Origin of the sequence: Rufibacter radiotolerans, assembly GCF_001078055.1 — a bacterium.
GTDB lineage: Bacteria > Bacteroidota > Bacteroidia > Cytophagales > Hymenobacteraceae > Nibribacter > Nibribacter radiotolerans.
Genome location: NZ_CP010777.1, coordinates 441,869 through 466,917 on the forward strand (window position 1 = coordinate 441,869; position 25,049 = coordinate 466,917).

Below are 25,049 nucleotides of genomic sequence, written 5' to 3' on the forward strand. Positions count from 1 at the left end.
GTTGCCTAACCTACACCCTATGAAAGAGTTAACCAAAGCAGAAGAACAGGTCATGCAGATTCTCTGGCAGCTGGGCCAGGGGTTTGTGAAAGACATTCTGGACCAGTTGCCTGAACCCAAGCCCGCCTACAACACCGTCTCCACCATTGTCCGCATTCTGGAGAAAAAGGGCTTTGTGGGCTACAAGGCCTACGGCAAAACCCATGAGTATTACCCCCTCATTGCCCGCGACGATTACCGCCACTTTTACCTCAAGAATTTTATGGCTGGTTACTTTGGCGGGTCGCTCAAACGGTTGGTTTCCTTCTTTGCCAAGGAAGAGAACATGGACCTGAAAGAGCTGGAAGAAATGTTGAAACATGTAAAAGAAGACCTTAACAACCCTGAAGATGAATGAGACCTTGCTGCAGTACCTGTTAGAATCAGGCATAGGCCTTGTTCTGCTGTATCTCTTCTTTGTGCTGGTGCTCCGGCGCGAAACCTCTTTCCAGTTCAACCGCCTCTACCTGGTAGCCTCTCTGCTGCTGGCTTTTGCGGTGCCCCTCACCAGACTACCGGGCATTAATCTTTGGCCTACCCAGCAGGAGCAGGAAGTAGTCACGCTGCCGGCCTTTGACCAGGCGCCCCTGGATATGACTACAATAGCCCCCGTTATGGAGAGTCCCCAGGAGCCATTTGACTATTGGCTTCTGCTGTACCTGGCTTACGGGGTGGGGGTGTTGGTTTTCGCCATCAGGTTTTTGGCCCAGATAAGGCGGCTCCGGCATTTTGCGCGGCAAACGGGTACGGCTTTCTTTCTGCCCGGCCAGGTGCCCGTTATCCTTACCCACGGGCAACTGCCCACGTTCTCTTTCTGGCGCTCCATTTTCTTTGATAACAGCCAGGCGCTGAGCCCCCAGGAAACCGAACGAATTCTGCAGCATGAGCAGGTGCACATACACCAGCGGCACACTCTTGACATTCTGCTGGTGTCTTTGGCTGGCATTGTTTTCTGGTTTAACCCGCTGCTGCTGCTCTATAAAAAGGCCTTGGAACAAACCCATGAGTTCATTGCCGATGCCCACGTAGCCAAAGACGCCGGTACCAGCGCCTATTCCTCCTTACTGGTAAAACAGGTGCTCAGAACCGCAGATTTCCCCTTAGGCAGTTACTTCTTCCTCAATAAATCCCTCACCCTAACCAGAATCAAAATGATGAAAAAATTACATCAATCGCCCCGACTCAGCCGGTTGTTGCTGGTAGTGCCTACCGTGGCTATTCTTTTGGTTGCCATCGCCGCCATGCGCCCGGCCCCGGTGGAAGTACCCGGCGCTCCTGAAGGAACTTCCCAGTTGGTAACCAAAGTTAAAGACACGCCCGTAGTATTTCCGGGTGGCCCCGATGCCTTGAGTGCCTTTGTGAAAAGCAATTTTGAGTTGCCTGAGGTTGCGTTCCAGAAGAGAAAGAGCCCCAATGATTTTGTGAAGGTGACGGCAGTAGTAGAGGTAACTATTCAGAAAAATGGCGCTCCGGTGTACCGTAAAACCACCAGCCTGCAAGTAAACCCCAACACGCCGGAAGTAGGGGTGGCGGTGCAGAAACAGTTAGAGAAACTGGTGCAGCAAATGCCGGCCTGGGCACCTGCTCAGAAAGATGGCCAGGCAGTGGAGTCTGTAGAGAAGTTCTCCGTTTCCCGGACCAGCGGCAATTTTGTGAAGCTGGAGGGTACCGATGCCAGCCAGCAACAGAAAACCAAGGTAACTTCTGAGGCAGCCAAAATTCCAAGCAAAGAAAACGCAAAAAAGGGCAGTACAAATGTTGTCCCAGAAACTGTACTGGTCTATTATCCTTCTCCAGATAAGATACCTGCTGATTACAAAAAGGAAAAAAAGTCTTCTGGAGATGTGGTAATGCCAATTAGGACGACCGCCTCTGGCGAGAAAATTTATATGATTGCAGAGAAGATGCCAGAGTTTCCGGGAGGAGTGCCCGCCATGCGAAAATTCTTGGCAAGTAAAATCAGGATTCCTTTAGCGGCTCAACACTCTGAAATAGAAGGTACAATGATTGGTGCCGTGGTAGTGTCAACCTCGGGCACAGTGAGCAGTGTGGACGTAGTCCAGAGCCTGTCGCCTAGCCTTGACCAGGAGATGAAAAGAGTACTTAGCGCACTTCCTGCCTTTACCCCCGGTGAATTAGAAGGAAAGCGGGTACCAGTACTATATCTTGTCCCTTTCAGAATAGTGGCCAAACGCGCAGCGGAAACAGCTACAAAACCCACAGACATTAAAACTACTACCGTAGAAGGCCAGCCTGTTTTCATAGCCGTAGAGAAAATGCCAGAGTTCCCCGGTGGTATGGCAGCCATGATGCAGTACCTAAAGGAGAACACCGTTTACTCTGAGGAAGCCAAAGCCGCCAAAGTAGCAGGAACCGCAGTGGCCTCTTTCATTGTCACCAGTACGGGAAAAGTTAGGGAGGTGACGCTGCTCAAAAAACTGCACCCTAGTATAGACCAGGAGCTCATAAAAGCCCTTCAGAATATGCCACTTTGGAGCCCGGGCATGCAAAACGGCAAAGCAGTGAATGTCAAATTCACTGTGCCCTTTAGAGTCACTAGGCAATAAATTGAAGTATTCCAAAAAACTAAAAAGAGTGCCCGGAATTCTCTCCAGGCACTCTTTTTTTTGGTTGATGGCATAGCTGAACGTTATCTTCTTTTGGATGGAGGTGAAAACCTTCACTCGGTACAGCTACCGCCACACCAACTCCATCACCGTTGTGCCCACTTGCAGCGTGGTATGCGTCTCGCCGGGCAGGCGCTTCACTACAATTCTTTTCACGCGGGAGGAAAGCTTCTGCTGGGCCATGACCAGGGTAGGCGACTGTTTCCGGAAGAGCACAATGCCGCCGTTGTCTGCAATGTTATTCCTGGATTTGGGCTTGTAAATGAACCGGTTCCCGTGCACTTCCAGGGGGACGGCCTTAGGGAAAGCCGAGAGGTTGTGCGCCAGTTCCAGGGCTTTGCCAGCATTGGGCACCCCATAGCCCACGTAGTTATTCCCGAAGGGGTAGAGGTGGCTGCTTCGGTGCAGAATATCGGTGAGTTGGGCGGCGGTAAGGGAAGGTTTTTCTTCCAGCAGGCAAGCAATGAGGCCGGTAATGATGGGCGCCGAGAAAGAGGTGCCCGAGCTGGCAAAGCAGGCTACGTCTGGCTTCAGGTACGGCAGAAAACCGGGGCCGATGCCGCTGTAGCCCTGCTTGACCCAACTAAAGTAATCGGTGGCGCCTACGGTGAGCACGCCGGGGGCGTCGGCGGGGGTATTCAGGATCTGCCATTTCTTGTTGCCACCGTCATTGCCGGCCGCAATCACCAGCATCATGCCTTTCTGCTCCACGGCCATCTGCACGGCCTTGGCAATGTAGCTGCCGCCGTCCATCTGGTCGGGCCGGTAATTCTCAGCGGGGTTGTCAAAGCCAGTGCCGTACCCCAGGGAGGAATTCACCAGCCGTACGCCCAGGCTGTCCATCCACTCCAGGGCGCGTACAAAATACTCTTCTTCCACGCGGGACTCCAGGCTGCCATGGTCAGTGCGGGCCAGGTAATAGTCTGCCTCGGGGGCCAGACCACTGATCACTTTCTGGTAAGGGTCATTGCCTCCCAGACAGAGCAGCACCTCGGTGCCATGGGCATCTAAACCACTTTCCTTTTCCCCGTAAAGGTCCTGGCGACCCGGGCTTACAAAGTCGCGGTATTGTTTTATGCGGCCATTCTCAAACAAGGTAGCCAGACCCGGCTTCTCAGGGGCCTGATAAAAACCGGCATCTATCACGCCAATCTTTACGCCCCGGCCGGTAAGGCTCTGCACAAAAAGCGCCTCAGATTTCAACTGAGACAACGCCTTGGCAATATAGTTGGGCTGGAAAGGAACGGCAGTAGAAGTGGTTTGAAAATACCCGGTAATGGGGCGAATCTCTTGTATATAACCCGCCTGCTGCAACGCCGTTGCCTGGTGAGGCAGCACCGAGATGACGGCCGCGTTCAACCACTTGGAAACAGAGGTGACCGAGAAGCCGCGCCGGGCCAGGCTGTCCAGGTAAGGCTGGTGCACCGGCGCATCGCTTGGCTGGTGCACGGGCAGGTGCTGAAGACGCCGCTGGGCCACGGCTTGCTCGCTTACCCATGGCCCTTCGGCCAAGGCCGGTTTGTCCTTGAAAAGCACCCAGTACCGTTGCTGTGCCTGGGCCGCCGGGGTAAAAAGCCCGGAGACAACTAAGACACAGAAAAAAAATAGTTTAGTACAAAGGCCCACGCCAGGAAGATTAAATGAAGGCTATTTGCCTGCAAATTACCATTTAAAATCATACATTTAAGCTTTCAAAAAGTGCCTGTTTCAGGCATGTTTTCTTAAAAACAGGTCCAAAACGCCTGCTGCCCGCCGGTTGGCACCACAAACTCTACTGCTATGAAATACGAGTCTATCGGGAAAGATCTCTACATCCACAACCGCCAGAAGTTTGTTCCTTACCTCAAGCCCCATTCACTGGCCATCTTCCACTCCAATGATGTCATGCCCACCAACGCAGACGGCACCATGCCCTTTAGGCAGAACAACGACCTGCTCTGGCTTAGTGGTATAGACCAGGAGGAAAGCGTATTGATTCTTTTCCCCGATGCCCGCGAGGAGCGCCTGAAGGAAATCCTGTTCGTGCGGGAGACCAATGACCATATTCTCACCTGGGAAGGCTACAAACTCACCAAAGAGCAGGCCCGCGAGGTGTCCGGTATTGAGACCATCTTCTGGACCCATGAATTTGACAGCATCCTCAACTCGCTCATGCCTTACGTGGAGAATGTGTATCTCAATTCCAATGAGCACCTGCGCGCCGTGGTGGAGGTGGAGACCCGTGATGCCCGTTTCATAAAGAAAATACAAGCCAAATACCCGCTGCACAACTACATGCGCAGCACCCAGCACCTGCATTACCTGCGCTCCATCAAGCACCCCCGTGAGATTGAGCTCATGCGCACCGCCTGCAACATCACAGAGAAAGCCTTCCGGCGGTTGCTTAAGTTTGTGAAGCCCGGCGTGATGGAGTATGAGATTGAGGCCGAGATCTCTCATGAGTTCCTGCGCAACCGCTCCCGCGGACCAGCCTACGGGTCTATCATCGCCTCTGGCGCCAACGCCTGCATCCTGCACTATGTAGACAACTTCCGGGAGTGTAAAGACGGTGACGTGCTGCTTATGGACTTCGGGGCCGAGTATGCCAACTACTCGTCTGACCTTACCCGCTCCATACCCGTGAACGGTAAATTTACCCCGCGGCAAGCCGAAGTGTACAACTCCGTGCTGCACGTCATGGACACGGCCAAAAAGATGCTGGTGCCCGGCAACACCCTGGACCAGTACCACAAATTTGTGGGCAAGGTGATGGAACACGAACTCATCAAACTAGGTCTTCTAAACGAAGGCGACGTGCACAACCAGAACCCAGACGCCCCGCTCTACAAGAAATACTTCCCGCACGGCACCTCCCACTTCCTGGGTCTGGATGTGCATGACGTGGGTGACAAATACCGTCCGTTTGAGGAAGGCATGGTCTTCACCTGCGAGCCGGGTATCTACATCAGGGAAGAAGGTCTGGGCATACGCCTGGAAAATGACTTCCTCATCACCCATAACGGCGCGGTAGACCTTATGGAGAACATCCCGCTGGCGCTGGAAGACATTGAGCGCGAAATGCGCAGTTAATCAAGATTATAGTTAACCTGTTTTGGGGCTGTTTTTACGAAAACAGCCCCAAAACAGTATGTGCTTTTACCAAGGGCCCTGGCCCTTAAAGTTTTTTAGAGTGAACGTGAGTACCAAACAACGAGTAGCAAGAACCAGCCGTACGCTTTCCTTTTTCTGGGTCTGGGGCTTTTTCTGGGTGGCCTTTTCCGCCGCTGGGCAAACAAAAGAGCTTCCGTTACTAGATGGCCAGGAAGACCCCAACACCCGCCGCCTGAGCCTGGTGGAGGTGATCAAGATGGCCAAGGAACTATCGCCCAGCTACCAGCAGGCGCTTACCCAGCTGGAGAACCGTACCTGGCAGTACCAGACCTATAAAAGCAATTACCTGCCCCAGCTCAAGCTGAATGCCACCCTGCCAGACTATACCAAAAGCATTAACCCCATTGTGCAGCCGTCTGGTAATATTGAGTTCCGGCGCCAGCACGTGGCCACTACTTACACTGAACTTGCCCTAAGCCAGAACATTGGCCTGACCGGCGGTGTGGTTTCCGTGAACTCCAACCTCAAGAGGATTGACGACTTCATGCGGCCCTCCAATGTGAGCCGGCATTCCTACTCCTCGGCCCCGGCAGTGGTAACGTTGAGCCAACCTATTTTCCGGTCTAACTACCTTAAATGGGACCGCCGCATTGAGCCCCTGCGCTATGAAGAGGCCAAACGCAGCTTCTGGGAGGAGATGGAGCGTATTTCCATCAGGGCCACCGACCTGTATTTCTCCCAGCTGCAAAGCCAGATTGGCTTTGACATCGCCTCTAAGAACGTGGCCAACAATGACACGCTTTTCAAGATTGCGCAAGCCCGTTTTTACCAGGCCAAGATCAGCGTAAACGAACTTCTGCAACTGGAGCTGAGTTTATTGACCTCCCGGCAAAGCCTGGAGCAGGCCAAGCTGGACATAGAGACCAGTACCCTGCGCTTGAGGTCTTACCTGGGCATCACCGATGATTACCCCATCAGGCTTTCCACGCCAGACGCCATTCCGCAATTTGAGGTGAATGAAGCCTTTGCCCTGGAGCAGGCCAAAGAAAACCGGTCCCGCATGGTGGGGCTCAAACGGGAGGAACTGGAAGCCGAGCGCAACATGGCCCAGGCCGAGGGCGATGCTGGCGTGAATGCGAACCTATACCTGCAATACGGCCTGGTGCAACAATCAAATTCCGTTGGCGAAGTATACCAAGACCCCTCTGAGCAGCAACGCGTGGTGATGACCGTGAGTGTGCCTATCATGGACTGGGGTCGCACCAAGTCTAAACTAGGTACTGCCCGCGCCAACCAGAAGCTGGTAAAAGCCAACCTGGAGCAGCAAAGGGCCAATTTTGAGCAGGACGTTTACCTGCAGATCAAACGCTTTAAGATGCTGCGCGAACAGATGAAGATTGCCCAGCAAGCCAACGGCCTGGCCGAGCGCCGCTTCCTGGGCGCCCGGGACCGCTACCTTTCCGGCAAGATTGGTATCCTGGAACTGAACCAGGCCGCCACTGAACGTGACTCGGCCCGCCGAAGCTACGTAAGTAACCTGCGTAACTTCTGGGACGCCTATTACAACGTGCGCCTGCAGACCCTTTATGACTTTGAGATGAACCAGCCGCTGGTGTTGCCGCTGCCGTTTTAAGTAAGGTTGTTGTTATCACTGCTATTTTTCTGTCATCCTGGAAGGACCTTGTGGGCGAACTAGTAAGGCGTTGTGGTAAGCGCTATTACCGTTTGGCACAAGGTCCTTTCAGGATGACAGAATAGGAGCGAAGCCTAGGAGAGAAGAAGGATAAAATTGAAAGTAGGGGCAATCCCTTGTGGTTGCCCTACTCTGGAACGCGATGCTTAGCAAGTGTAATCATCCCCCTACCCCCTTCAAAGGGGGACGAAATGCGATTGGGTTATTTGCTGTCATAAAACTTGTTTTAAGCCTGTTTTTAGGAAAACAGGCTTAAAACAGAAAGTCCCGCAAGCAAAACTTGCGGGACTTTCTGTTTTATAAGGTAATTCTTTAACGTAAGGTGAAGCGAGGCTTATCCTTTACTAGCCAACAGGTACAACACCGCCATTCTAATGGCAACGCCGTTTTCCACTTGGTCAAGAATAATGGAGTGGTGGGAGTCTGCCGCGTCTGAGGTGAGTTCTACCCCGCGGTTAATGGGGCCGGGGTGCATGAGCACAATCTCTTTGTTAAGCTCATCCAGCATCTTTTTGTTGATACCGAAATACATGGCGTACTCGCGCAATGACGGGAAAAGTTTGCCTTGCTGGCGCTCCAGCTGTATACGCAGCACGTTGGCCACATCGCACCATTGCAGAGCCTCGCGCACGTTCCAGAAGACCTTTACGCCTAGCTCGCCAATGAACTTGGGCAGCAGGGTAGGAGGCCCGCAGACGGCTACCTCGGCCCCCTGCATCTGCAGGGCAAAAATATTGGAAAGGGCTACGCGGGAGTGAGTAATATCCCCGATGATGGCTATTTTCTTGCCGGCTACCTCACCAAGTTTTTGCCTGATGGAGAAGGAATCCAATAAAGCCTGGGTGGGATGCTCATGGGTGCCGTCGCCGGCGTTCACGATGTTGGCCTTGATCTTGCGCGATAAAAAATGCGGGGCACCGGGGCTGCTGTGGCGCATAACTATCATGTCTACCTTCATGGCCAGAATGTTGTTGACCGTGTCCAGCAGCGTTTCGCCTTTCTTTACGGAACTCCCCGAGGCCGAGAAATTGATCACATCCGCCGAGAGGCGTTTCTCTGCCAGCTCAAAGGAAAGCCGGGTGCGGGTGGAGTTCTCAAAGAAGACGTTGGCAATGGTGACATCGCGCAGCGAGGGTACTTTCTTAATGGGTCTGTTTAAAACCTCCTTGAACTGGTCAGCAGTCTCAAAAATCAACTGAATGTCCTGGGGGGTGATCTCTTTGATGCCCAACAGGTGCCGGACGCTAAGCTGTTGCATGAGGTTGTTCTTGGTCTGGGGTAATATCTAATAGCCAAATGGCGTCTTCACCGGCGTCTGGGCCTTTCCAGGTTACTTCTACCCGCTGCGAGTGCTGGGAGTCAACCCGTTGGCCGGTATAGGTGGCTTCAATGGGCAAATCACGGGTGTATTGGCGGTCAATAAGCACGAGGAGTTCTACCTGCGCCGGGCGGCCGTAGGAGATCATGGCATCCATGGCGGCGCGCACCGAGCGGCCGGTGTAGAGCACATCATCTACCAGGATCACCCGTTTGCCTTCCAGGGAAAAGTCTACGTGGGTGGCATTAGGGGCGAGAGGAGTGGCGCGGCGCCGGAAATCATCACGGTGGAAGGTTATGTCCAGGTAGCCGGTCTGTACGGTCACGCCCAGAATGTCCTGGAGGGTTTGCTGCAACCGATCTGCCACGTAAATGCCGCGGGGCTGCAGCCCCAGGATCACAGAATCAGAAAAATCATGGTGCGTTTCTATCAGTTGGTGCGCCAGGCGCCTGATCATGATCTGGAACAGCGCGTGCGGAACAATGAGGCGTTTATGCATGACCCGGGTTTTGGGCAAATATAAAGACTTACCGTTTGCCGCGGCACTAAAAAATCATTTATCTGCGGAAGAAAGGCGCTACCGGTCAGACTAAAAGTTACTCCTTTTAAAAGCCAAAGGCATGGTTATGCCGGCTAGATTTAATAAAGAGCCATCTGCTGAAAGCAAAAGTTATTTCACGGCCGCGGCCTCACCGGCAGCGGCGGGTTGCTCAAACGAGATGTTCTGCAGGTAGAACACCGTGCGGCCATCTCCGCCGGCGGGCTTAATGCGTTGGAACCCGAAGGCCACAAAGTTGCCGCCGTACCAGTGACTGATGCCTTCATTGTTGCTGGAAACCATTTTCTCAGATTCAGCCCCTACGCGCACTTCCACTTTCTCTTCGTCTGAATAGGTGGTGTTGGGGCTCAGGGTCTTGTACCACAGAAATTCATCCTCGGGGTAGAGAAGGGAAATGGAGCCGTCTGGGGCCACGCCGGCCTCCACTGTTGGGGCCAGGTCTGGATAGGTATTGTTCTGGAGCTGGTAGGAATTGTCCCAGAGCAGGTTGCCCTCTTTGTCAAAAACGCAGGCGATTACATGGCTGAAACGGTAGCCCTGGGCCCGGTCCAGGGCTCTTCTGGGCTCGGGAGACATTCCGTAGGGCATATGGCGGCCGTAGTTGAAATAGTTAAAGTTGTCGCCGCGGTATTGCGGGTAGTAGATTTCGCCCACCAGGGCATACCCCTGCGGGTGCGGCATAATAGGGTGCAGCAACATTCTATACCTGAGCACCAGGGGCTTTTCTTTGGCTTCCTGACGGGCCAGCTTGGCTTTCATGCGGCGTTGGGCCCCCGGACCCAGGTAATCAAAGAAATGGTTCAGCTTGTTGAAATCATGGTATTTGATATCGCCGGCAAGGCCGCTAGTGTACAGGCCTTTGGAGAAGATGGAGGTGCGGTACCCAAAAGTGCCTATCAGGAGCTTGCTGAGGGTGTCACCGGGGGCGAGGCGGGCCGCCTGCAGCACATTGTCTACGCGTTGCTGTACCTCGGGCTGAATGAAATACGTGCCAATGACTTCTCCTTTGGTGTTCATGCGCTTGGCCTGGATTCTGGAGCGTAAGCCATTAGACTCAGACACCACAAATTCCACGGCCCGGGTAAGCGTGTCTACCCTAAACTCGCCCAGGTCCTCTTCCATGCCAAAGACCGCCGGCAGAATTTTTATCTCTTCCTGGGCGGGGTTCAGGTGCAGCATGTTCAGGCTAAATTTCTCTATTCCACTAATAAACACCTGGCCGTCTATGGCGGCAATTTCATTAATGGTAATGTAGGTAGAAGGCAGTACGTGCTCACTGGACGTTACGCCGCCGGTTTTGGTGTTTACCTGGTAGAGCAGCAGCTTTTTACTAGAGGAGGAGGTGGAAAAAAGCAGGTAAACTTTGCCACGTTCTGCTGTCACCATGAACAGGTCATGGTAAGGTTTATGCTCCTGTTTGGTCTGCCATACCTGTTTCAGGTGCCGGTCAAACCTGGTCAGGACAAAGTCATTCTTGCCAAACCAGCTATTTCTTTTGGTGGTGATCACCAGCAGTGTGCTGTCTGGCAGGGGCTGCACCCAATGGTCCTCGTCAAAGGAATCGCTTTCTATTTCTGCTCTATAGGTTTGAGCCGGCGGGGCAGGTTTTTCCTTGTCTTTGTCCTTCTTTTTAAATTGGGCATGGGCAGCAAGCGCCACCCCCCAGCAAAGCAGGAGCAGCAGGAACTTGCGGAAATCTCTTCTGAACAGCACGTACATAAAACTCTTTTAGAAGATTCAAGGCCACGCCTGCTACCTGCCAGAAATGGTCGCTGCTTATTGGCCCAGGTTCAGGAGAAGGTCAAATTCCTCTGGCGTTAGGGGCATAACCGATAAGCGTGACTGGCGCAGCAAGGCGATATTCTGTAAACGGTCATCTTTCTTGATCTGGTCCAGGGTCACGGGCCGGGCAAAGGGTTGCTCGGGTTCCAGGGTGACCGCTACCCAACGCGGGTCATCGGCTGAAGGATCTGGATACGCCTCCTGGCTCACTCGGGCTATGCCCATGATGGCCTTCTCTGAAACACTGTGGTAATACAGCACCAGGTCATTGGCCTGCATTTTCTGTAAGTTGTTTCGGGCCTGATAGTTACGGACACCGTCCCAAGTGGTTTTGCCGTCGCGGGTTAAGTCAGTCCAGGCGTATTTTTCAGGTTCAGTTTTTACGAGCCAATAGTTCATATACGGGTAAAACGCAGCGCAGGTCCATGGGAGCAAGGCTGTAAAATGGTTAGGTAAAAGGAAAGCGGTTTAAGGAAGGTCTCTCTTCAGGCGAAGCCTGATGACTTCTTCTGAAACGGAGACAATCTCCAGGGTTTCTGGTTGGTGTTTTGGGTTATCAAACTGCACGTGGATCTCGTTTTTCCCGTGGGCTTTCCAGCGGCCCGGCTGTTCTTCCAGGCCGTCTGTGGGGGCAATGCCGTAGCGCACAAAAGTACCGTTCTCCTGCATAGAAAAACCGGTACGGCCTCTGGAGGGCGGGAAGTCAAAGGTATTGGGCCGGTAAGACCGTACCTCCGCGGAGTCTTCCTCATAGGAGTGCAGCCACGTTTTGCCGTAGACCGCAGAAGGTAAGTTAGCCGAAGACCCGCATTTTGCCGCCGCCAGAATAAGGACCACCAGGCCCAGCCAGAAATAGTGTTTCATGGGTTGTAAGAAGTGCTTCTGCATTCACTCAAAAGCAATCTAGGCCCAATATACAAAAAAGTGTCTTGACTTCAGAGGGTTCTCCCGTCCATCTGGTTTTTGTGTTTTAGGGTCATTTTGCGGAAAACGGGCTGGAACCGGAAAAACTTATGCGGCTTTGAATAAACCAACTGGCGCGAGTCTTCAGACTCGTGACGAAGGATGAAGTGAGTCTTCAGACTCACGGGGGCCAGGATCGGAAATGTTTGTGTTTAGGAATGCGTGGCATCGCTGCCGCAGCGAGGGTAGTCCGGAGACTACCCAGTATCCCAAGTCACGATTCTGAAGACTCGCGCCAGTGCCTCTTATTCTATTTTCTCTCCTGTGTAAACACCCCCTTCGCCCCCCTCAAGGGGGGAGTCTGCGGTGAAGAGGCGGGACAGCGTTTTGAGCCTGTTTTCCAGAAAACTGCTCTAAAACGCAGAAACACAATTATCACTGAATTACCACGCATTTCCCGATTCCAGTCTTTACTCCGAGCGCCTCGCTTGTGGCCCTGTAATAACTTTAGCTAAGAGCGATAAGCAAAGATAGGCCGCAAGGGCAGTGCGAGGGGGAAAGACGGGGCCCCGCGGCCGTGAGCGCTCGGAGGGAACCAATGCAACAACAAAGCATAAGGACTCAGGCAACAGCGGCCAATCCAAGGCGAAAGCAATATGCGTGCACGCCAGCGAAAAGCAAATTCTTTATCCTTAAATTAGCTAATCCCTTAAAACCGTCTTAATCGCTTATCCCATACCCAGCAATCACACAACTCAAAAGGATGTTCTTATCTTTGTTCAAACCACAATCCCAACCCACCGTGGAGAACAAAGACCTCATCCGTATGTTCCGGCTAACGGCTTCCTTGATGGAGCTGCATGACGAGAACCCGTTTAAAATAAGATCCTATACCAATGCCATAGCGGTGCTGGAGCGCCTGGAATCGCCCATTCACCAGATGAGCCAGGCCCAGTTGGAGAAGCTGGACGGCATTGGCAAAGGCATGGCCGCTAAAATCATGGAAGCCATCCAGGCTGGAAGCCACGCTGACCTGAACCGACTGCTGGAATCCACCCCCGAGGGCGTGGTGCAGATGCTCAACATCAAGGGCATCGGGCCAAAGAAAATACGCACCATCTGGAAAGACCTGGGCGTGGAAACGTCAGAGGGTTTGCGCGAGGCTTGTGAGAAAAATGAATTGTCTAAACTGAAAGGCTTCGGGGCCAAAACCCAGGAGACTATTCTGCAGGCGTTGCAATACTCAGACGCCAGCAAAGGAAAGTTGCTTTGGGCCGAGGCCGAGCCCCTGGCGCTGGATTTGCTCTCTTTCCTGAAAAACAGGCCCGAAACGGTATCTGCTGAACTGGTGGGAGACATGCGCCGCAACCTGGAAATCATTGACACGCTGCAATACCTCATCAGCCTGAAGGACGACGCTAATTGGCCCAGTTTCTTGCAGGAGTTGCCTGGGATAGCGCCGGTAGAAGCCTTTTCCGGGCCGTTTGTGTGGCGCGGTCAATTAACAGAAACCGGTCTTAAGTTGGAGATACGGCTGGTGCCGGAACGCCGCTTTGCCAACCAGGTGTTGCTGTACTCGGCGCCCCCGCAGTGGCTCACGCAACCTTTGAACCCCACCGGCGATACCCTTATGGCCGAGGCCTACGGCGAGCCCGCTGCCTCTGAGGAGGAAATCTTTGCCCGGGTCAACCTGCCGTTCATTGCCCCGGAGCTACGCGAAAGCGGGCGCGTGCTGGAACTGGCCCAGGAAAACAAGCTGCCCACCCTGCTGCAGGACAAGGACCTCAAAGGCATTCTGCACAACCACAGCACCTACTCAGACGGCGCGCATACGCTGGAGCAGATGGCGGTGCATTGCAAGCAACTGGGCTATGAGTACCTGGGCATTTGTGATCACTCCAAATCGGCGTTCTATGCCAACGGGTTGCAGGAGTTCAGGGTACAGGCGCAGCAAAAGGAGATTGACCAACTTAACCAGCAGCTGGGGCCGTTCCGGATTTTCAAAGGGATTGAGTCTGATATTTTAGCCGATGGCTCCCTGGATTATGACCCGCAGGTATTGGCCTCTTTTGACTTCATTGTGGCCTCCATCCACAGCAACCTGAAAATGGACATCGTGAAAGCGACCGATCGCCTGGTGACTGCCATCCATAACCCGTACACTACTATTCTGGGCCACCCTACAGGCCGGTTGCTGCTGCGCCGCGAAGGCTACCCCATTGACCATAAAGTCATGATTGATGCCTGCGCCGCCAATGGGGTAATCATAGAAATAAACGCCAATCCCCGCCGCCTGGACCTGGACTGGCGCTGGGTGGAATATGCCCTCAGCCAGAACGTGCTGCTCAGCGTGAACCCAGATGCCCACAGTATGCGCGGCTATGAAGACATGCGCTACGGCGTGCTGGTAGGGCGAAAAGGCGGCCTAACCGCCGATATGACCTTCAATGCCAAAAGCCGGGACGAGGTGGCCACCTATTTCGCGGAGCGGAAGAAGGCAAAGGGGATATAGACCTCTGCCTTTTTCATTCTACTTCACCTCAAAAGTAAAAGGCCTGGTCCGAGCTATTATCGCTCGGACCAGGCCTTTTTTTCTTAATCAGCTTGAAGCCGAAAACTTTGTTAATGCCCCCTTGCCTGTGGGTTCTGGGCGGCCAAAGGGTCATAGCTAATAAAAATATTGATCCAGATGGCCCGGGAAAGCTTAAAGATGGCCGGCATGAACAATACCAAGGACAACAGCAAGGCTCCCATGAACATCCAAAGGGTTAGTTCCTCTGAGAACAGCATCATAAGCCCTACAATGGCCAGGGTAGGCCCAGCGGTAAGGCCATAGCTAATAAACATGGCACCGTAGTAATAGCCGGGTTCCGGCTCATACACCTGCTGGCATACGGGGCAGTGATCCAACATTTTGGACATTTTACTATACCCTAGCAGACTGTTATTCTCAAACAAATCTCCCTCATGACAGCGGGGGCATTTCAATTTAGCAATGCTGTATAGTTTTGAGCCTTTTCCTAACATTGGTTTATGGCGTTGGTCAAACGGTTAAAAAATAGGGCCTGACTGTCAAGCAGCAGGACATCTACAGACAAAGGTACATTTATGCCCCGCCCAGCCTTTCATACGATTACGTAAAATTGTTACAAGAATATGTTTTAGGGTCATTTTTCAGAAAACAGGCCTAAAATGCATGGCTTAACCTAATGCAGCGCAGGAAGCCGGTAGAGAAGAGTCTGTCAGGCGGCGCTTGAGTGCAGAAAGAGGAAAGGGCATCTTGTGGGCTGGGGCAGAAAAATCAAAGGCTCCCAAATTGCGATCTATAAATATAGTTCCAGAGGGGAAGGTAACCTGTCTCTCCAAAAATATCTCTTTCATAAAAAACTGCCATAGGTAACTGTAATAAAAGCAAGGGTTTGGCTACTAACGCTTGTGAGCCGGTGCCTGATGGAGGTTTTCAAAGAAGACTTTTATTCAGCTTTCTTCAAAGAAGCCTTTTGCCTGGTCTCGTTTTCATAATTGATTTTAAGCCAACCCCTCCATTGCCTAAAATCACGCACGCAGCGCAGTTTTACCCTTTTAGATATTTTTCAAAATTAAATCCAGTATGTTTTCAAAGAAGCATCTTTTGGTTGCGGCAGCAACGGCATTGCTCTCTTCTACGGCTGTGCAAGCACAGAAAGTAGAATACACAGAGTATGATTTACCTAATGGTCTGCATGTGATCCTGCACCAGGACAAAAGCGCCCCTGTGGTGGCGGTGTCTGTGATGTACCACGTTGGCTCTAAAAATGAGTCATTGAACCGTTCGGGCTTTGCCCACTTCTTTGAGCACCTGCTGTTTGAAGGGTCGCAGAACATCAAGCGCGGCGAGTTTATGAAACTGGTGTCCAGCAACGGGGGCCAGAACAACGCCAACACCTCGCATGACCGCACCTTTTACTATGAGGTATTTCCTAGCAACCAGTTAAAGCTGGGCTTGTGGCTGGAGAGCGAGCGCATGCTGCACCCTGTCATCAATGAGATTGGCGTGAAAACCCAGAACGAGGTGGTGAAAGAGGAGAAGCGCATGCGCATTGACAACCAGCCGTACGGCCAGTTCAGCAATGAGATCTTCAAGCGCCTGTTCACCAAGCACCCGTACCGCTGGCAGCCCATCGGGTCCATGGCCGACTTGGATGCCGCCAAGCTGGAGGAGTTTCAGGCCTTCTTTAAGAAGTTCTACGTGCCTAACAACGCGGTCCTTTCCATTGCCGGCGACATTGACATTGCCCAGACCAAGGAACTGGTGAATGCCTACTTCAGTGCTGTGCCCAAGGGTGCCCCGGTTGAATACAAGAAAATAGAGGAGGCTCCGCTTGCTAAAATGGTGGTGGACACGGTGTATGACGCCAACATCCAGATTCCGGCCATTATGTCGGCGTACCGGGTGCCGGGCATGCCAGACAAAGACTCCAAAACCATGCAGATGATCTCGTCTATTTTGTCCAGCGGCGCTAGTTCCAAGCTGTACAAGAAGATGGTGGATGACAAGAAAAACGCCCTGCAGGTGGGGGCTATTAACCTCACCCTGGAAGATTACGGCGCTTACATCACCTTTGCCCTGCCTAACAACAACACCCCACTGCCTACGCTGCTCACAGACATAGATGAAGAGGTGGCCCGTTTGCAGAACACGCTTATCTCAGAAGAGGATTACAAGAAAATCCAGAACCAGTTTGAGAACAACTACGTGACCGCCAACTCCAGTATGTTGGGCGTTGCCGAGAACCTGGCCAGTGGCTACACTTTCCACAACAAGAATACCAACAACATTAACCAGGAACTGGACAAGATACGGAGCATCACCCGCCAGGACATTCAGGCTGCCGCCAAGAAATACCTGCAGCCCAATGCCCGGGTAGTCCTGTACTATTTACCGGCTTCCGCGAAAGCGGCTAAATAATCTTTAACCTATTGACCGCTGCCTGTGCCAGCCCTTTTTGCCAGGCCAGCCTTATCTAGAAATCATGATGAAAAAATATTTATTACTGTTTGCCAGCGCCCTTGTTCTGTTCACGGCAGAGGGACAGGTGAAAATAGACAGATCTCAGAAGCCAGCCGCCGGTCCGGCCCCCACCATTACGTTCCAGGACCCGGTTACCTTTAAACTGAAGAACGGCATTACCGTGTTGGTGGTGGAAGACCATAAACTGCCCCGTGTGTCTGCGTCTTATTTCATTGATGCCGGTCCTATCACCGAAGGCCAGAAAGCCGGGGTGATGAGCCTGATGGGCCAGATGCTGAACGAAGGCACCAAAGACATGCCGAAGGCTGCTTTTGACGAGGCCACAGATAAGATAGGCGCTAGCGTGAACCTTTCTTCTTCCGGCGGAAGCGCCGCAGCCCTTACCCGCTATTTCAAGGAAGCGTTTACCCTTATGGGCAAAGGCCTGAAAAATCCGGCCTTTACGCAGGAGTCGTTTGACAAGATCAAGACGCAGGCGTTGACGGGCATTAAGAGCAATGAGAAAAACGTGAAGGCAGTTTCTGGCCGCGTGGTCAATGCGCTGGCCTACGGCAAGAACCACCCCAGCGGCGAGTTCACCACCGAAGAATCTATCAAGGCCCTTACCCTGAACGATGTAAAAGAGGCGTACAATAAGTTCATCACGCCTTCCAGAGGCTACCTGACCATTATTGGCGACATTAAGCCTAATGAGGCCAAAAAGCTGGCCGAGGATGTATTGGGTGATATGAAAGGTCCAGGCCTCACGTTGCCTTCTCTGGCCTCTGTGGCAAATCCTGCCAAGACCGAGATCAACGTGGTAGACATGCCCAATGCGGTACAGTCTGAGATCACGGTGACCAACCTGGTAGACCTGAAGATGAACCACCCAGACTATTTCCCGGTGCTGCTGGCCAACCAGATTCTGGGCGGGGGCTCAGAAAGCCGCCTGTTCAATAACCTGCGCGAAAAACACGGCTTTACCTACGGTGCCTACTCCGGCATTGGGGCCAGCCGGTTCCAGAGTGCCTTCTCTGCCTCAGCCTCGGTGAGAACCGCCAAGACAGACAGTGCGGTGGTGGAGTTTATCAAAGAGATAGACCACCTGCGCAAGGAGAAAGTATCTGACCAGGAGCTGAGCAGCGCGAAGGCCCTTTATAACGGCTCTTTTGCCTTGGGCCTTGAAAACAAAGGACGTACGGCCACGTTTGCCCGTAACATCTTAATCAATGACCTGCCTAAAGACTTCTACCGCACCTACCTGCAAAAGGTAAATGCCGTGACCAAAGAAGATATTCAGAGGGTAGCCCAAAAGTACTTCAACAGCGCCAACACCCGCGTGGTGGTAGTGGGCAACTCCAGCCAGATGCTAGGTGACCTCAAGAAACTGAACTACCCGGTAAAGCTGTATGACGTATTCGCTAACCCAATTGCAGAAGGAGCAGCTTCCTCTTCGGCAGCGGCAACCACCAATGTAAAAGCCACCGATGTATTCAACAACTACATTAAAGCCCTGGGCGGTGAAGCTGAACTGAAAAAGGTGAAGTCTATTCTGGCCAACATGACCATGAACATGCAAGGAGCCACCTTGGCGGTAGAAGCTAAATACATGGCCCCTAATTATGAAGCCATGACCATGTCTATGGGGGGAAATCCAGTGATCAAATCCAGGTTTAACGGCACCGCCGGTTACCAGGAGCAAATGGGTCAGAAAAAAGTAATGACGCCAGAGGAGATCAAAGAGAAGGCCGTTGTGACCACCCTGTTTGAGCAGCTGGATTACGTGAAGAACCCAGCGTTCAAAGCCGAGGTGAAGGGCGTAGAGAAAGTAAATGGTTCAGATGCCTATAAAGTGGTGATCACCTATCCGGCCGGTAAAACCAAAACCGAGTTCTATGACCTGACCAGCAAACTGTTGGTTAAAACAGAAGAAGCCACTACCGCCAACAATATGACGGTGAACAACAGCACTGAATTTGGTGATTACAAGAAAGTGGGCGCTATCCTGTATCCGTATGCTATCACCATTACAGTGTCTGCGGCTGGTCAGCAGCAAGTACTAGACATGAAAGCCCAGTCTGTGAAACTGAATGAAGGCGTAACCGCGGCAGATTTCAACTAATCAGCAAGGTGTCACAAAGTAAAAGGGGAGCAACCGTCACGGTTGCTCCCCTTTTTTGTTGGTATTCTACAGTTTATGTATCTTTTACTGTAAGTGCTTTTCTTTTTTAATCAATTGAATACGGGAAGCTGTTTTTGAGCCGTTTTTCAGAAAACAGCCCTAAAACGGCTACGTGTTTATCGTTTCACCACTACCTTTTGCACCATGTTGCCGTGGGAGGTTTGGAGGTGCAGTAGGTAAAGACCTGCGGGCAACCCTGCTACTGGAAAGGCCCATCCGTCCGGTGTTTTACTGGGAACGGGCAATGGCACCGGGGCACCCAGCGCCGTGTATAGGTACGCACCCCGCAATTGTAGGTAAGCTGGTAATTTCAGGTTTAACGTAGACGCGGCTGGGTTAGGGTACGTGGAAATCATTTGGTGCCAATCATCAGAAAGGCCGGTAAGCAGAGGTTCTGCTGCCGCGTACAGCAACATATCTCTTGTCACGGTCCCTATCAGGCGGCCGTTGCGCCATTCCTCCACCAGAATAGCCAGATTGAAAATGCCTTGTTGGCTAGGCGTATTCCAGGTCAATAGTCCCGTTTCCCGGTGCAGGTTCAGGCCGGCGGGTGCCGTAGGGTTGGCAGGTCCCAGAAAATTCTCCAAGCCACTAATTCCGGGTGTCTGTATTCCAATGGGGTTTCCGCAGGCGGTTTGCCCGTTGGAAGTAGCCGGAAGCACAATTTTATAGGAGAGACTGTCGCCGTCTGGGTCCAGGGCTCTTGAATTATGTGCAAAAAGCTGGTGGCGGATGGGAATATCCAGAAGCGGCCGCTGAAACACCGGGGATTTGTTGGGGCTAAGCAAGGGGTCTACCGTAATCATGCTTTGCAAAAAAAAGGTAGGCTTAATGGAAGACGCTATGTTCACCAGCCCGCCCTGATTGCTGTCTCCTATGTAGGTCACTTTAAATTCGCCGGGCCTGGCATAGGTGTGCTCAAACTGGTAGGTATTTACAAAGGTGTTCAGGGCCGCATCGGGCAGCAATACTCTGGACGCGCGGGTTACCCGCTGGTTAGTACAATCCCCAAAGTGCAGGGTAGCCTCCAAGTCTTCCGCGTAAGGAGGGGCCACACTGTAGGTAACCAACGTGAAAAAGTACCTTAAAGGGTTGCGGGCGGCGGTGGTATCGCTTTTATAGTAAATCTGGCCTCCTCTTATATGCGACGCCTGAACGGACTGTCCCCAAGCCAGGAAAGCCAGGAAGAAGAAAGGAAGCAGGATGGGTTTTCTGGTTTTCTTACAAGAATAGAGCATGATAGGCAGGGGGTTAAAGTAAATAAAATATGGAATAAGATTTTTGATAGAAATAATTATACGAATAGTAAGATTAAATGTAGAAAGAAAATTGCTTACGCACAAGGCATAACGTGAAGAATCACAGCAAGTAAGCAGGTGCTTTTTGGGCAGGTGTTAAAGGGGGGAAACCCAGGAAACTAGTATCTTGCTTCCTGTTTTAAGCCCGTTTTTAAGAAAAGTAGGCGAAACTAACCTCTGTATTCTGTATGCTTATTTTTCTAGTACTGCTGTACCTGGCCCTCAACGTGGCCCTGGGCCTGTGGGCCGCCCGCCGGGTACACAATTCTGCGGACTTCATGCTGGCGGGGAGGGCGTTGCCTTTGCCTATGGCTACGGCGGTGGTGTTTGCCACCTGGTTTGGCTCAGAGACCATTCTGGGTGCCTCTGCCGAAGTAGCCGAGGAAGGCCTGATGGGCATGGTGGAAGACCCGCTGGGCGCGGCCCTTTGCCTGGTGCTGGTAGGGTTGTTCTTTGCCCGGAAGCTCTACCGCATGCGCCTGCTCACCTTCGGGGACTTTTACCGGGTCAAGTTTGGGCGTACCGCCGAGGTGGTGGCTTCTTTCTGCCTGGTCATTTCTTACTTCGGCTGGGTGGCCGCGCAGATGGTGGCTTTGGGCATTGCCTTTAATTTGCTGTTGGGCACCACGCTCACGCAAGGCATCTTGATGGGCAGCTTTCTGGTGGTGCTGTATACCTATTTTGGCGGTATGTGGAGCGTGAGCGTGACCGACTACGTGCAGACCATCATGATTATCCTGGGCCTGCTCATTGTCACGGGCTGGGTCATGCGCGAGAAACCCCTCTCTGAGGTTACCGCCACCTTGCCCGCAGATTTCTACCGAATCACCCCTAAAACCGGCACCTCTTTTTCTGGTTGGCTCAACTACCTGGCCCTTTGGATGACCATCGGTCTGGGCTCCATTCCGCAGCAGGACGTATTCCAGCGGGTCATGGCTTCCAAGTCTGAACGCGTGGCGGTAAGTGCCTCATTGCTGGCGGCTTTCCTGTACGTAACGGTGGCGCTGTTGCCTTTGGTGCTGGCCCTCTACGCTAAAGTGCTTCACCCGCATTTGGTGGGTAATGATGCGCAGCTGCTGGTGCCCAGCCTTATTCTGGGGTATAGCCCGCTCATCATCAAGGTGCTTTTCTTCGGGGCGCTTATCTCGGCTATTATCAGTACGGCCAGCGGCGCCATCCTGGCCCCAGCCTCCATCCTCAGCGAAAACCTGATCAAACCCCTATTTAAGGAGATGACCGATAAAAAGCTGTTGGCCTTGTCCAGAGGCAGCGTGCTGGTGGTGGCCGTCATCTCGCTGGGGTTTGCCTTGTCCAAGAGCAATATCCATGAACTGGTGAGTGAGTCGTCGGCGCTGAGTCTGGTGAGCCTGCTGGTGCCGCTGGTGGCGGGCGTGTATCTCAAGAAGCCCTCGGCTATGGCCGCCATGCTTTCCATGGTGCTGGGCATGGGCACGTGGTTGTTTTGCCTCACCTTAGAAACTACTGTGAACCCTATGCTTTATGGCTTGGCCGGAAGTATGGCCGGTTACCTGTTGGGCATGCTTTTACCCCGGAAAGAAGTTCCTGTTTCTTTGGAACAGGAGCGGGCCTATCAATAACCGTTTTAAGCCTGTTTTAGCGAAAACAGTTCTAAAACGGTTAGGTGGTATCCCTAAAGCCACTTACCCTTTTGTACCTTTTCCTGGGTAGACGCGTTTTTGTAAAGAGCACGAAGCTGCGGCCTTGTCTTTTTACTTAAAAAGAAACCCATGGAAATTACCCAGATAGTATTGGCTAGCCGGCCGAAAGGAAACCCCACACTAGAGATTTTCAGGTTTGAGAAAGCTGAGTTACCAGCCTTGCAGGAAGGGCAGGTACTGTTGGAACCGCTGTACATCTCCGTGGACCCCTACATGCGCGGACGCATGAACGATGCCAAGTCCTACACGCCGCCTTTTCAGGTAGACGCCCCGTTGGAAGGGGGCGTAATAGCCAAGGTGGTGGAATCTAAAAGCGAGGCCTTGCAATCCGGCGATGTGGTCTTGGGTGCTTTGCCCTGGGCTACCCAAACCGTAGCCGAGGCCCGGAAGCTTCAGAAGATTGACACCAACCTGGCGCCCGCAAGCTACTACTTGGGTATTTTGGGCATGCCCGGCCTGACCGCCTATTTCGGGTTGCTGGACATCGGGCAGCCGAAGGAAGGGGAGACGGTAGTAGTGTCTGGCGCGGCCGGGGCTGTGGGCATGGTGGTAGGCCAGATCGCCAAACTCAAGGGCTGCCGCGTGGTAGGCCTGGCGGGATCAGACGAAAAAGCCGACCTGCTGAAAAAGGAATTCGGGTACGATGAAGTGATCAACTACAAAACCACCCAGAACCTACGCGCAGATTTAAAAGCCGCCTGCCCCAACGGCGTAGACGTGTATTTTGACAACGTGGGCGGTGAAATCACCGATGCCGTCATTTCGCTCATCAACTTCCACGCCCGCCTCATCATCTGCGGCCAGATTGCCCACTACAATGACCAGCAACCACAACTAGGACCTCGTTTCCTGCCCCTCATCTTAACCCGCAGTGCGCTAATCAAAGGCTTCATCGTGAGCAACTACCACGCCCGCTTCCCCGAAGCCATGCAACAACTGGCCACCTGGGTCAAAGAAGGTAAACTCCATTACCAGGAAACCATCCTGGAAGGCTTCGAGAAACTTCCAGAAGCCTTTCTAGGACTGTTTACTGGTCAGAACCAAGGCAAGATGCTGGTGAAGGTGTAAGGTTAAATTCGGTTAAAAACGAGAAAGCCTCTTGAACTAGTATGTTCAAGAGGCTTTCTCGTTTTTGGCTTGTTTTCTGGAAAACAGGCCAAAAACGTTAATTATAGAGAGGGTTAGCGGCAGTTTCAAGGCAGAGGCAAAAGGAAAAGAAAAGGCGCTTTTCGGGAGTTACTAATCCCCCGTGGCCTGTAAATGAAGGAAGGGTCCCTAAGGGGATTGCAAATCCCCATATCGATACTTCCGGATTGCAAATCCTGAAGAGCGGCTTTTTTACCGCGCATTCCCCGTAGGGACAGGGCTTGACCTGTCCGTGACGCATTGCCCTCTTCCTCTTCCCCCTTTGAAGGGGGTAGGGGGATGACCATAGCGGCAATTCATAGCCAATGCTATTCTAACTGGCAACCTAAATCCCCTCACCCTAACCTTCTCCCTCAGGGAGAAGGAATTGCGTTTTGAGGCTTTTTTCCGGAAAACAACCTCAAAACGGTTTACGCCAGCAACTCCTTTATCGCTTTGTCTACTTTCTCAAATTGAAAGCCTTTCAGCACCTCGTCCATCAGGCCTTTGATATCAGCCGTGCACAGATTCCCGATGCTGCCTTCATGGGTGTGGTGCACTTTCTCGGGACGCTCAAATTCGCCTTTTTCAATGGCCAAGCCTACGTTTTTGTAGGCATCCCGGAACGGCACGCCACTAAGTACCTGGTTGTTCACCACTTCCACGCTGAAGAGGTATTGATATTTCTCATCCTTCAGGATGTCTGGGTTCAGTTTCAGGTGCGGCAGCATGAAGGTCATCATCTCCAAGCAGTTCCTGATCTCGGTGAAGGCCGGGAAGAAGCTTTCCTTGAGCAGCTGCAGTTCGCGGTGGTAGCCGGAGGGCAGGTTGCCCAGCAGCATCTGAATCTCGGTGGGAAGGGCCTGTAGGCGGTTGCACTTACCGCGCATGATCTCAAACACGTCGGGGTTCTTTTTGTGCGGCATGATGCTGGAACCGGTGGTCAGTTCATCTGGTAAGGTCACAAACGCGAAGTTCTGACTCATGTACAGGCAAACGTCCATGGCCATGCGGCCCACGGTGCTGGCGATGGAGGCCAGACCCATACTCACGCTGCGCTCGGTCTTGCCGCGTCCCATCTGGGCATAGACCACGTTGTAGTTCAGCGAATCAAATCCCAGCAGATCTGTGGTCATCTGGCGGTTCAACGGGAACGAACTTCCGTACCCGGCCGCCGAGCCCAGCGGGTTCTTATTGCTGATTTTGTAGGCCGCCTGCAAGAGTTGCAGGTCATCTACCAGACTCTCGGCATACGCGCCAAACCACAGGCCAAACGACGACGGCATGGCTACCTGCAGGTGCGTGTAACCGGGCAGCAGAATGCCTTTGTTCTTCTCGCTCAGTTCCTGCAGGGTATTGAACAGCGTATGCACGGTCTCCACAGTCTCTTTGATCTCATGCCGAATGAACAACTTGAGGTCCAGCAGCACCTGGTCGTTGCGGGAGCGGCCACTATGGATCTTCTTGCCCGCTTCGCCCAACCGGCGCGTCAAGAGTAGTTCTACCATGGAATGGATGTCCTCTACGCCCGGTTCCATAGAAAATTCGCCACGCTCAATGGTCTGGTAAATAGCCTTGAGTTCGCGCTGCACGGCAGCCAGGTCTTCCGGCTCCATCAATCCTATGCTTTCCAGCATGCGGGTGTGCGCCAGCGAGCCCAGCACGTCAAAAGGAGCTAGTTGCAGGTCCAGTTCGGCGTCTTTGCCCACGGTAAATTTCTCAACGTTCTGCGCGACGGAGGTTTCTTTTTGCCAGAGTTTCATG

General features: G+C 52.7%; 18 protein-coding genes. 9 read left to right on the forward strand and 9 right to left on the reverse strand.

Going from position 1 to position 25,049, the window contains the following annotated elements; all coding sequences use genetic code 11:
- Positions 1–19 precede the first annotated feature (19 nt).
- Together TH63_RS01870 and TH63_RS01875 are read left to right on the forward strand one after the other, a co-directional pair.
- Complete coding sequence (locus tag TH63_RS01870; protein WP_048922521.1) at positions 20–397, forward strand: BlaI/MecI/CopY family transcriptional regulator; 378 nt, start codon at positions 20–22, stop codon at positions 395–397.
- On the forward strand, positions 390–2,606 hold the full coding sequence (locus tag TH63_RS01875) for a M56 family metallopeptidase (protein ID WP_048919434.1): 2,217 nt from the start codon (positions 390–392) through the stop codon (positions 2,604–2,606). Before TH63_RS01870 ends, TH63_RS01875 begins: the two co-directional genes overlap by 8 nt.
- 126 nt (positions 2,607–2,732) lie before the next feature.
- Here TH63_RS01875 and TH63_RS01880 read toward each other — a convergent pair whose 3' ends face one another.
- Positions 2,733–4,292 (reverse strand): S8 family serine peptidase, encoded by a 1,560-nt coding sequence (locus TH63_RS01880; protein ID WP_076606380.1) that lies wholly within the window; start codon positions 4,290–4,292, stop codon positions 2,733–2,735.
- 153 nt (positions 4,293–4,445) lie between these two features.
- Here TH63_RS01880 and TH63_RS01885 point away from each other — a divergent pair, with 153 nt between their 5' ends.
- Positions 4,446–5,735: an aminopeptidase P N-terminal domain-containing protein gene (locus tag TH63_RS01885; RefSeq protein WP_048919436.1), complete on the forward strand. Its 1,290-nt coding sequence runs from the start codon at positions 4,446–4,448 to the stop codon at positions 5,733–5,735.
- Between the two features lie 106 nt (positions 5,736–5,841).
- Positions 5,842–7,389 carry a TolC family protein gene (locus TH63_RS01890; protein WP_197088620.1) on the forward strand — a complete coding sequence of 516 codons (1,548 nt, stop codon included), beginning with the start codon at positions 5,842–5,844 and terminating at the stop codon, positions 7,387–7,389.
- A gap of 394 nt (positions 7,390–7,783) precedes the next feature.
- Here TH63_RS01890 and TH63_RS01895 read toward each other — a convergent pair whose 3' ends face one another.
- The 5 genes from TH63_RS01895 to TH63_RS01915 form a co-directional block, all read right to left on the reverse strand.
- Positions 7,784–8,707 carry an aspartate carbamoyltransferase catalytic subunit gene (locus TH63_RS01895; protein WP_048919438.1) on the reverse strand — a complete coding sequence of 308 codons (924 nt, stop codon included), beginning with the start codon at positions 8,705–8,707 and terminating at the stop codon, positions 7,784–7,786.
- Positions 8,694–9,266 carry a bifunctional pyr operon transcriptional regulator/uracil phosphoribosyltransferase PyrR gene (gene pyrR, locus TH63_RS01900; RefSeq protein WP_048922522.1) on the reverse strand — a complete coding sequence of 191 codons (573 nt, stop codon included), beginning with the start codon at positions 9,264–9,266 and terminating at the stop codon, positions 8,694–8,696. Before pyrR ends, TH63_RS01895 begins: the two co-directional genes overlap by 14 nt.
- A gap of 171 nt (positions 9,267–9,437) precedes the next feature.
- Positions 9,438–11,045, reverse strand: coding sequence for a hypothetical protein (locus TH63_RS01905; protein ID WP_048919439.1), 1,608 nt, complete (start codon positions 11,043–11,045; stop codon positions 9,438–9,440).
- Between the two features lie 57 nt (positions 11,046–11,102).
- Entirely contained in the window at positions 11,103–11,507 is a 405-nt protein-coding gene (locus TH63_RS01910) for an EVE domain-containing protein (protein WP_048919440.1), read from the reverse strand.
- Between the two features lie 69 nt (positions 11,508–11,576).
- The gene (locus tag TH63_RS01915; protein ID WP_076606574.1) at positions 11,577–11,972 is read right to left on the reverse strand and encodes a hypothetical protein; all 396 of its coding nucleotides are present in this window, start codon (positions 11,970–11,972) and stop codon (positions 11,577–11,579) included.
- Positions 11,973–12,813: 841 nt separating this feature from the next.
- On the opposite strand from TH63_RS01915, the gene TH63_RS01920 reads away from it, so the two are divergent.
- Complete coding sequence (locus TH63_RS01920; RefSeq protein ID WP_048922524.1) at positions 12,814–14,523, forward strand: helix-hairpin-helix domain-containing protein; 1,710 nt, start codon at positions 12,814–12,816, stop codon at positions 14,521–14,523.
- 110 nt (positions 14,524–14,633) lie between these two features.
- Here TH63_RS01920 and TH63_RS01925 read toward each other — a convergent pair whose 3' ends face one another.
- Complete coding sequence (locus tag TH63_RS01925) at positions 14,634–15,038, reverse strand: DUF983 domain-containing protein (protein ID WP_048919441.1); 405 nt, start codon at positions 15,036–15,038, stop codon at positions 14,634–14,636.
- Positions 15,039–15,681: 643 nt separating this feature from the next.
- On the opposite strand from TH63_RS01925, the gene TH63_RS01930 reads away from it, so the two are divergent.
- Together TH63_RS01930 and TH63_RS01935 are read left to right on the forward strand one after the other, a co-directional pair.
- The gene (locus TH63_RS01930; protein ID WP_231583532.1) at positions 15,682–16,959 is read left to right on the forward strand and encodes a M16 family metallopeptidase; all 1,278 of its coding nucleotides are present in this window, start codon (positions 15,682–15,684) and stop codon (positions 16,957–16,959) included.
- 64 nt (positions 16,960–17,023) lie between these two features.
- A complete protein-coding gene (locus TH63_RS01935) occupies positions 17,024–19,123 on the forward strand; it encodes an insulinase family protein (protein WP_048919443.1) in 2,100 nt (699 codons plus the stop codon).
- A gap of 176 nt (positions 19,124–19,299) precedes the next feature.
- Here the strand turns inward: TH63_RS01935 and TH63_RS01940 are convergent, their stop codons facing one another.
- Entirely contained in the window at positions 19,300–20,421 is a 1,122-nt protein-coding gene (locus TH63_RS01940) for a T9SS type A sorting domain-containing protein (protein WP_048919444.1), read from the reverse strand.
- A 248-nt stretch (positions 20,422–20,669) separates the two neighbouring features.
- On the opposite strand from TH63_RS01940, the gene TH63_RS01945 reads away from it, so the two are divergent.
- Positions 20,670–22,079: a sodium:solute symporter family protein gene (locus TH63_RS01945; RefSeq protein ID WP_048919445.1), complete on the forward strand. Its 1,410-nt coding sequence runs from the start codon at positions 20,670–20,672 to the stop codon at positions 22,077–22,079.
- Between the two features lie 150 nt (positions 22,080–22,229).
- A complete protein-coding gene (locus tag TH63_RS01950; RefSeq protein ID WP_048919446.1) occupies positions 22,230–23,228 on the forward strand; it encodes an NADP-dependent oxidoreductase in 999 nt (332 codons plus the stop codon).
- Positions 23,229–23,716: 488 nt separating this feature from the next.
- Here the strand turns inward: TH63_RS01950 and argH are convergent, their stop codons facing one another.
- The gene (argH, locus tag TH63_RS01955; RefSeq protein WP_048919447.1) at positions 23,717–25,048 is read right to left on the reverse strand and encodes an argininosuccinate lyase; all 1,332 of its coding nucleotides are present in this window, start codon (positions 25,046–25,048) and stop codon (positions 23,717–23,719) included.
- Between the last annotated feature and the right edge of the window lies 1 nt (position 25,049).